This window comes from Hyphomicrobium sp. (assembly GCF_041674905.1).
Taxonomy (GTDB): domain Bacteria; phylum Pseudomonadota; class Alphaproteobacteria; order Rhizobiales; family Hyphomicrobiaceae; genus Hyphomicrobium_B.
Map to the genome: position 1 here is coordinate 23663 of NZ_JBAYUV010000041.1, position 8870 is coordinate 32532.

An 8870-nucleotide genomic window follows, 5' to 3' on the forward strand; every position below is an offset into this window, starting at 1 on the left:
TGAGACGGATTGAGGCCGATCCAGCAGTTATAGGCCGAGGGCTCCGTGGTTGAATTGCCTTCGAGCGGGCGGAGAAATTTAACTCATGGCTGCACTTGTACGCATTGCGCTGCGGTTGCCGTACACGTTCATCGTTCTTGCGCTCCTCATTCTGATCGCTGGTGGACTCGCCGCGGTCAGAACACCGATCGATATCTTTCCGGAAATTCGCATTCCCGTCATTGCCACGGTTTGGCAATACAAGGGTTTGCCCGCCGACGGCATGGCAGGCCGGATGGTGACGCCGTTCCAGCGCGCCCTGACGACGACCGTCAATGACATCGAGCATATCGAAGGCAATTCGTATAACGGCATCGGCGTCGTCAAAATTTTCTTTCACCCGCAGGTCAACATCAGTGTCGCCAATGCGCAGGTGACGGCCATTGCGCAAACGATGCTGAAGCAGATGCCGCCAGGCGCGACCGCGCCGCTTATTCTCAACTACAGCGCTTCGACCGTTCCTATCCTGCAGCTGGCGCTCGGCGGCGAAGGATTGACTGAACAAAACCTCGCCGATCTGGGCATGAACCAGGTTCGCATCCGGTTGGTAACGGTTCCCGGCGCCGCCATCCCTTACCCCTACGGCGGGAAGCAGCGACAGATTCAGATCGATCTCGATACCGCGGCGCTGCATGCCAAAGGCCTTTCCGCGCAGGATGTCGCCAACGCATTTGATGCGCAAAATCTGATCAATCCGGTCGGCACACAGAAAATCGGCGCGACCGAATACACCATGGAATTGAATAGCGCGCCGTCGGACCTCGCGGCATTGGGTGACCTGCCGATAAAGGCGGTCAACGGAGGTATGGTCTACGTCAAGGACGTGGGCCGCGTGCGTGACGGAAATCCGCCGCAGCAGAACGTCGTTCACGTGAACGGCGCGCGCTCGGTGCTGTTGTCGGTACTGAAGAGCGGTCCCATTTCGACGCCTGAAATCATCGAAGGCATCAAAAGAAAAGTCGATGAAATCAAGCCCGGTCTGCCGGGTGAGTTGACGATCTCGTATCTTGGCGATCAGTCGCTGTTCGTTCGCGGCGCGGTGAAAAACGTAATCCATGAAGGTATTCTCGCGGCGGCGCTGACGAGCTTGATGATCCTTCTGTTTCTTGGAAGTTTCAGGTCGACGATCATCATCGCGACGTCGATCCCGCTTGCGGTGCTGTCATCGATTGCCATGCTGTCGGCACTCGGTGAAACACTCAATATCATGACGCTGGGTGGGCTTGCGCTTGCCGTCGGTATTCTCGTCGATGAAGCGACGGTCACGATCGAAAATATCAATTATCATCTGGAGCAGGGCAAAGACGTCGAAACGGCGATCCTCGATGGCGCCGACCAGATCGCGACGCCGGCGTTTGTGTCGATGCTCTGCATCTGCATTGTTTTCGTGCCGATGTTTTTTCTCGAAGGCGTCGCAAAGTTTCTGTTCGTGCCAATGGCAGAGGCTGTCGTATTCGCGATGGTCGCGTCGTTCATTTTGTCACGAACGCTCGTGCCGACGATGGCGAAGTATCTTCTGAAGCCGCATGATCCGAACGCACACGACACCCCGACCCGCAATCCGTTCGCGCTTTTTCAACGCAAGTTCGAGCATGGATTCGAGGCGCTTCGCCTGAGCTATCGCGACCTTCTGGAACGTGCCCTTTCGCAGCGTGCGATGTTTCTTTTGTTCTCTCTCGGTTTCATCGGGTTGTCGTTCTATCTGCTTCCCTATCTCGGACGTAACTTCTTCCCGGCGGTTGATTCCGGGCAGATTTTGATGCACGCGCGGCTTGAAGTCGGCACACGCGTCGAGGAGAGTTCGCGAAAATTCGCGGAGATTCAGGATGTCATTCGCGAGATCATCCCGCCTAAAGACCTGGATGCGATCGTCGACAACATCGGCATGCCGATCAGCGGCATCAACACGTCCTACAACAACACCGGCATGATCGGCCCGCAGGATGGAGACATCCAGATTGCGCTCAAAGAGGGTCATCGCCCGACGGCGGAGTACGTCAGTCTGTTGCGCGATGAGCTTCCGCTGCGGTTTCCCGGAACGACCTTCTCGTTCCTGCCTGCGGATATCGTCAGCCAAATCCTGAATTTCGGGGCGCCGACACCGATCGATCTCCAGGTTCGCGGCGCGAACCTCACCGAAAACTTCGATTATGCGAATAAGCTTTTGCGGAAAATACGTTTGATTCCCGGAGTCGCCGATGCCCGTATCCAGCAATCGCGTGACAATCCGGGGTTTAAAATCGACGTCGACCGCTCCCGCGCAAAATACGTCGGAGTGACGGCGCGCGATGTGACGAGCAGCCTGGGAACGAGCCTTTCCGGATCGGGGCAGGTTTCGCCGGTCTATTGGCTGAACCCGAAAAACGGCGTGTCGTATCCGATCGTCATGCAAACTCCGCAGTATTCTTTGGACAGTCTGGCATCGCTTCAGAATTTGCCGATTACGGCGGCGGACGCCACCGCGCCACAGGTTCTTGGGAGCGTCGTCAATCTCGGGAGAACGACGTCCAATGCCGTCGTTTCGCAATATGATATCCAGTCCATGGTGCAAATTCTGACGACAACCGAGGGGCGTGACCTCGGGGCCGTCGCGGCGGATATTCAAAAGGTCGTCGACGAGGCCAAAGCAGATTTACCGAAGGGTGCGACGGCCGTTCTGCTGGGGCAGGTGCGTACAATGAATAGCGCCTATTCCGGAATGCTATTCGGACTTCTCGGGGCGATCGTGCTTATATACTTGCTGATCGTCGTCAACTTCCAATCCTGGACGGATCCCCTGGTCATCATCATGGCTCTTCCGGCGGCGCTTGCCGGCATCATCTGGATGCTGTTCACGACGGGGACGACACTGTCAGTGCCGGCGTTGACCGGCGCGATCATGTGCATGGGTGTCGCGACTGCAAATGCCGTGCTCGTCGTCAGCTTCGCACGCGAGCGACTTGCCGAGCACGGTGATCCGATCATGGCGGCGCTTGAATCCGGCTATGTTCGTATCCGGCCGGTCTTGATGACGGCGCTGGCGATGATCATCGGTATGGCGCCCATGGCGCTTGGCCTCGGAGAAGGCGGCGAGCAGAATGCGCCGCTCGGCCGCGCCGTGATCGGCGGTCTCATATTCGCAACTGCTGCGACTTTGTTTGTTGTCCCAATCGTTTTTAGTTTGATGCACCGGCGCAAAGCAGCGGCCAAGCCGACCGATTTCATTCCGGGAGAATACAATGTCGCCTGAGTTGCCCAAGGAGACACGGGCGCGCTCGCGCTGGAGGACGCCGCTGGCTGCCATCGCCTTTGTCGGCGCGACATCATTCATCGGGTTTACCGGCATTCAATGCAGGGACCAAACGCTCGCCGGCCTCAGGATAAAATCCGCCGAGCGATCGGTCCCCACTGTTGCGGTCACGACGCCGAGCGTGCAGAAGAGCATTGGCGTCATCGATCTTCCGGGGCGGCTTGACGCCTACTCGCAGGCGGCGATTTTCGCGCGCGTCAGCGGCTATGTCGCGAGCCGCAAGGCGGAGATCGGTACGCGCGTCAAGGCGGGAGACCTGCTCGCTGAAATCGATGCGCCCGATCTCGACCAGCAGCTGTTTCAGGCGCAGTCCGAACTCAACAACGCCAAGGCGACGGCTGCCTTGGCAAAGGTTACGAACGAGCGTTATCAGGTGCTGTTGCCCAAGGATTACGTGACGCGCCAGGGGGCCGATGAAAAGGCCGCGGATTTCGAAGCCAAGACGGCGCTGGTCACGTCGGCGCAGGCCAACGTCGATCGTCTGAAGGCGCTTTCGGAGTACAAGCGTATCGTTGCGCCCTTCGAAGGCATCGTGACGGTGCGCAATACGGACGTCGGCAACCTGATCAATACGGGAAGCTCGACCGGCTCGGAAATGTTTGTGGTCGCGGACATTCACAAGCTCCGGCTTTATGTGAACGTGCCGCAGACTTATGTGCCAATGGTCACGAACGGAACGACGGCGGTTCTGACGGTTCCGGAGCGGCCCGGCAAAACGTATGAAGGAAAAGTCGAAGCGTCCGCGGGGGCCGTTGATGTGGCCTCGGGAACGACGCGCATGCAGCTCGTTGTCGACAACGCCGCCGGCGAATTGATGCCCGGCGCGTATGCGAATGTGCATTTGACGGTCGGCGACCAGCGGGATGTTCTGGTCGTTCCGTCGAGCGCCGTCATTTTCGATAAGGACGGCCTGCGGGTCGCGACGCTCAATTCCGAAGACCGGGTCGTCATGAAGTCGATTACGATCGGGCGCGATCTTGGAAGCGCGATTGAGATTGCATCCGGACTTGCTCCGCAAGACCGTGTGCTCGAGAGCGCCCCTGATGACGTCGTCGACGGGGACAAAGTGAACGTCAAAGAACAGCCGACGCCTGCGACGGCGCCCTCGTCATCATCGAGTGGAGTTCGTCCGAACAACAAGGGCTGAAACCTCTCCAGCGGGAACGCTGAAGCCGGCAAGCGCGTTTTCTCCATTGAGTGATAGAGGAGCGTGCCTCGAATGCGGGAATTGCTTCTGGTTTGTGTCTGCGCGGCGCCGATCGCAGTTCCGCTCGGGATTGCGAGAGCTGAGCCTTCCGGTGGTGATGTGCAACAGATTACGCAGACCCCCGCGAAGGATGCCGAGCACGTCGAGCCAGGAAAAGTCGGTCCTGGAAGCGAAAATAATTCGCAAGTTTCGCCAACATCTCCAGACATTCCGGCGCACAAGCAGCCGCCGCCGGATATCAATCTGCCTGCTGATGGCGAGTCATCGCGCGATCGTGAAGAAACGCAAGAACGGCTTGATGCGAACCGGCCGCCGCCTGCCAACGCGCGCTAATCGGATGGTGCGTACCCAGAGCGTCACAGCTAAAAAATTTCTGACGTATTGAAAGTGGTTTAGTCATCCGGAGCGATGAGCGGAAGCGTTGCTCAATTTTCCTTTGTTGCGTTCAGTTACATCTATTGTGACTTGTTCGTGACGGCCGCATTCGCTACCGCTCAAGATAGCGGGAAACGCACCGCTGGTTGTCAGGTCGGACGAGCGGGACCGAAACCGGCAAGCGTGAGGGTGGTGTGAATCCTGTAAGCCCTGCCGATCAAACGGCAGGGCTTCTTTATTTCGAACTTGCCGATGTAGCGCTTGCGGTATGCGCCTCGAATTCACGGCGTGCGAGACGGACTGCCGCGATTGCAAACGCACTCCCGAGGAGATGCGGGTTCTTTCACTAGCAAACTGATTTCGATGGGATGTGGTGGTGCCGAAGGAAAAATCGATTTCATTTTGAAATGGGTTTTGCCTGAATGAATTTTGTAGAGAAGCACGCTCAAGCGCTTGCGCCCAAGCCGTTGTAAAAGCGGCGTTTTTTAAAGCGTGGTCTGAGCGCACTTCTCCTGGCCAAGTAGTGCGCTCACGCTTCCGATGCCCAACGCAGTCGTGCCCGCCTCCAATCAGCTCCCACCAAGAAGAAACGCATCCAGTTGTTCGAACTGCTCGCTCCACCCGCTAGTGCTTCCGGAAGCCATGGCGTCGTCGAGCGCTTCCTTCGACGGGTAAAGTTCGTGCACCACGACCAGGGTCTCGGTACCCCGTTCTTCGAATGTCACCGTGGTGATCGCACTATCCTCCCCGCCTTCGTCATTCGTCCAGACCACGCGCGAATGCGGCACTACGTCGAGATACCGGCCGAAGAACGCCATGGGTTGGCCCGAAGACGGGTGGCGCATAACCAGGCGATAAGTACCCCCGGTACGGACATCCATCTCGCAGGAAAGTATAGTCAAGCCGCACGACTTCGGCGCCCACCACCGCTGGAACAGTTCCGGCTTGGTCCAAGCCTGAAACACGATCCGCGCCGGGCCATTGAAGGTTCGCGTAACGACGAGTTCACGCTCGGACTTCCGTTCAACCGTCGTGCTGCTGTTACCTTCTTTTCTTGCGGCCATTGGCCTTCTCCTTCCGTTTCAATTCCTCGACAACGTGGTCCAGTGCATCGAAACGTTCCGCCCAAAGCTGGCGGTGCTTCTCGATCCATGCCGCCTCTTCGTCCAGGCGACGCCGGCCGAGCTTGCAGGTTCGGACGCGGCCGATTTTCTCCGTCGTGACGAGGCCTGCTTGCTCCAAGACGGCGACATGCTTTTTCATGCCCGTAAGAGTCATGTGGAACTTATCGGCCAAGTCCGTAATCGAAGCGTCGGCACGGGCGAGTTGTTCCAGAACGCCGCGTCGTGTGGCGTCCGAGAGCGCGGCGAACGAGGTGTCGAAGCGAGTTTGAAAATGCTGAACCATTCGGTTCAGTATTTAACTTACGAATTCGTGGCACGCAAGTGGGACATTCATGCTGCTTTGTAGGGCTGCGTAGCGTTTACGGCCTCAAACTCGACGCGTACAATCAAGCCAAAACGGCTTACCTGGAACGTGTCCAACAGCGCGCGCAAAGCTATGAAAAGGCGTCGGCCGACCGGACAGACGCACGAAACGTGATGGAAGTCCTTCACAGCGTTCGAATGATAGAAGCGTTTGAACTGCACAATCCGTTCGCGACTGGCAATCGAACCGCTGCGCTCATTCAGAAAGGAACAAGGTTCGCACCGATGCGTCGCGATGGCGCAACGTCAATCCATTGGAGGCCGCCCGCCATTTCATCCGAACCGATGTCACAACCTCATACGTCTAGCTAGGGATGTGTGGCGTCGTATTGCGCCGCCTCGTTCCACATGACGTAACGCCCCGCGACATAGGCAATGGAAACGACGACGCAGGCGACCGCGAATAATTTGACGTGACGATGCATGGGGCAATTTCCCTTTAAATTGGACGGCCGGACGTTCTTTGGAAAAATGCTTTGCTTAAACTCCAACACTGACGCGCGCACGCGCCTAACAACGGCTCGTGGTGCAGTTAGCGCAGTTTGTCATGAAGCGTCTCTTCGATTTCCTGACAAAACTTCCGAAGGCGGACTGGATCGGTCGGCATCGAAAACCCCCCACGTGATGCGTCGTAAACGAATTGTTGCACAAATCTTTGGAACATTCCTGTTTAGCGTCAGTTTCCTGATCCCAACCCAAGGAGGACATCATGGGTAGCGATCACGAGAAGCAAGGCGGCCATCAACAACAGGGTGGCCAGCAAAAAGGCGGTCAACAAGAGCAAAGCCACGAACGCGATAAAGATCAAAAAAAACATCAGCAAGGCGGCCATGAGAACCAGCCCGGTCACAAAGAAGGTTCTCAAAATAACGAACGCAAGCGCTGACTAACGACACCCTGGTAAATCGCCAGGGTGTTTTATTACATCGCGCGCTCTTCAGTCATCACACTGGGCACCACACTGGGCGGAATGGCTTTAATAGCTGGATAGGCGTAAATCATCCCTGGCGTAATGTCCGTCGGGACGCACAGTGGCTTTGCACCACCAGCCTTACTCCAAGAACTCCGACCGCCGCAGGCTTGACCGCTTCGCATGGTATCGCTCGGGCAGGCACTTAACCATTGGAAAGAAGCCTAATCACAGTCGGAGTTTTGGCAGAGAACAGGCGTTGAGATCCCAGCTTGTCGCGAGCAATTGTTGGGAAGTGCTAGATCGATTGAAACGCCACGCCGACTGGCTGACTCATGTCGGAAATGTCAGCCTTACTAAAAGGTGATCATCCACCCATCGCGACGTGTAGCGGCCGTCCAATTGCCCAGCGGCGATCTTTAAAAGCGTGGTGCCGAACCCCGTCGTACGGTCTTGATCTAGCGAATTCGTCAACTCTTCTGTCCAGCGCAGATCGACGTTCTTCCTGTTATCTTCAGTCCAGCGCACCGATACACTGCCGTGATTTTCAAACGCTCCATACTTAGCGGAATTTGTCGCTAACTCGTGAAGGAAGAGGCAAAGGGGCGTCACCTGGCCGTGTTTCAAAAGAACCGTAGGCCCTTCGACATCCGCGCGTGATCCCGGCGAGCAATATGGAAGCAGCAACTTAGCCGCTAATTCCTTGAGGTCGACAGCATCGCTCTTAGACATCAGCAAGTCGTGGGTGTTCGCCAGCGCCGAGAGACGAGCGCTTGCGGTGGCCACAACTTCGTCGATTGAAAAAGCATCCTTGGCGGAAATCCGTACAAGCGCTGACGAAACCGCCAAGGAGTTCTTTACGCGATGATGATACTCACGGGCCAAAATCGCGCTTGCGTTTGCGCGAACGCTTGCTGCAACCGCTCTGTCACCTAATGCGATCTCATCCTCCGCAATCCGCGCAAACTTCGCGACAAGATCGAGATCGTCAGAAGTCCATTGTCGCGGTTCCGTCTCGATTGCGCAAAGGGAGCCTAACACCTGACCATCCCGCGTCATAATCGGGAAGCCAATGTAGGCCGTCACGCCCAGATCGACTACTGCGCCGTTGGTGGCAACGAGCGGGTCGGTTCTTGCATCGACGATGACAAGCGGTGCCCTAGAAGTGACGACGTACTGACAGAAGGAATGCGATAGAGGCGTTTCTCGGTTGGTGGCGTAAGGCTCGCCCAATCCACACTGGCTTAGAAAAAATTGGCGGTCGGTATCGACCAAGCTGATCAATGCGACCTTGCACTTCAGAAGCTGTGCAACGAGTTGCGTTAAACGATCGAAATGCGCCTGCGGCTCGATATCGAGCAACCCTGTCTCATCCAAGGCCGCCAATCGATCAGGGTTTTCTGTACCTAGATCTGATGACGATTGGCGCGCATCGAACTCACTGTAAAAGCCGGAGCAATAATCCCTCACAGAAGCGGCTGATTTGTTCGGCCGCGCCGGACTAAAAGTGCGGCAGATTGGAGCCCTGTGCCTGCGTCGGCGCGAGGGCGGGGATGAAGCAGG

The 8870-nt window shown here is 56.9% G+C and carries 7 protein-coding genes; 4 read left to right on the plus strand and 3 right to left on the minus strand.

Annotated elements, in window-relative coordinates; translation table 11 throughout:
* The first annotated feature begins 85 nt into the window (after positions 1-85).
* The 3 genes from WC026_RS14610 to WC026_RS14620 all read left to right on the plus strand — a co-directional run bounded on the left by WC026_RS14610 (position 86) and on the right by WC026_RS14620 (position 4868).
* A complete protein-coding gene (locus WC026_RS14610; protein ID WP_372711743.1) occupies positions 86-3268 on the plus strand; it encodes an efflux RND transporter permease subunit in 3183 nt (1060 codons plus the stop codon).
* Positions 3258-4475: an efflux RND transporter periplasmic adaptor subunit gene (locus WC026_RS14615; protein WP_372711744.1), complete on the plus strand. Its 1218-nt coding sequence runs from the start codon at positions 3258-3260 to the stop codon at positions 4473-4475. Before WC026_RS14610 ends, WC026_RS14615 begins: the two co-directional genes overlap by 11 nt.
* 72 nt (positions 4476-4547) lie before the next feature.
* Complete coding sequence (locus WC026_RS14620) at positions 4548-4868, plus strand: hypothetical protein (protein WP_372711745.1); 321 nt, start codon at positions 4548-4550, stop codon at positions 4866-4868.
* A 611-nt stretch (positions 4869-5479) separates the two neighbouring features.
* Here the strand turns inward: WC026_RS14620 and WC026_RS14625 are convergent.
* Positions 5480-5974 carry an SRPBCC family protein gene (locus WC026_RS14625; RefSeq protein WP_372711746.1) on the minus strand — a complete coding sequence of 165 codons (495 nt, stop codon included), beginning with the start codon at positions 5972-5974 and terminating at the stop codon, positions 5480-5482.
* Positions 5952-6317, minus strand: a complete 366-nt coding sequence (locus WC026_RS14630; RefSeq protein ID WP_372711747.1) for an ArsR/SmtB family transcription factor — start codon at positions 6315-6317, stop codon at positions 5952-5954. The genes WC026_RS14625 and WC026_RS14630 overlap by 23 nt, the downstream gene beginning before the upstream one ends.
* A gap of 789 nt (positions 6318-7106) precedes the next feature.
* Here WC026_RS14630 and WC026_RS14635 point away from each other — a divergent pair.
* Positions 7107-7283 carry a hypothetical protein gene (locus WC026_RS14635; RefSeq protein ID WP_372711748.1) on the plus strand — a complete coding sequence of 59 codons (177 nt, stop codon included), beginning with the start codon at positions 7107-7109 and terminating at the stop codon, positions 7281-7283.
* A 357-nt stretch (positions 7284-7640) separates the two neighbouring features.
* Here the strand turns inward: WC026_RS14635 and WC026_RS14640 are convergent.
* On the minus strand, positions 7641-8870 hold a 1230-nt coding region (locus tag WC026_RS14640), incomplete at its 5' end, for a GAF domain-containing protein (RefSeq protein ID WP_372711749.1).

Bases quoted from the DNA above. Each gene is read 5' to 3' on its own strand.
- WC026_RS14635 (WP_372711748.1), top strand. From the start codon at position 7,107: ATGGGTAGCGATCACGAGAAGCAAGGCGGCCATCAACAACAGGGTGGC.
- WC026_RS14615 (WP_372711744.1), top strand. From the start codon at position 3,258: ATGTCGCCTGAGTTGCCCAAGGAGACACGGGCGCGCTCGCGCTGGAGG.
- WC026_RS14610 (WP_372711743.1), top strand. From the start codon at position 86: ATGGCTGCACTTGTACGCATTGCGCTGCGGTTGCCGTACACGTTCATC.
- WC026_RS14630 (WP_372711747.1), bottom strand. From the start codon at position 6,317: ATGGTTCAGCATTTTCAAACTCGCTTCGACACCTCGTTCGCCGCGCTC.
- WC026_RS14625 (WP_372711746.1), bottom strand. From the start codon at position 5,974: ATGGCCGCAAGAAAAGAAGGTAACAGCAGCACGACGGTTGAACGGAAG.
- WC026_RS14620 (WP_372711745.1), top strand. From the start codon at position 4,548: ATGCGGGAATTGCTTCTGGTTTGTGTCTGCGCGGCGCCGATCGCAGTT.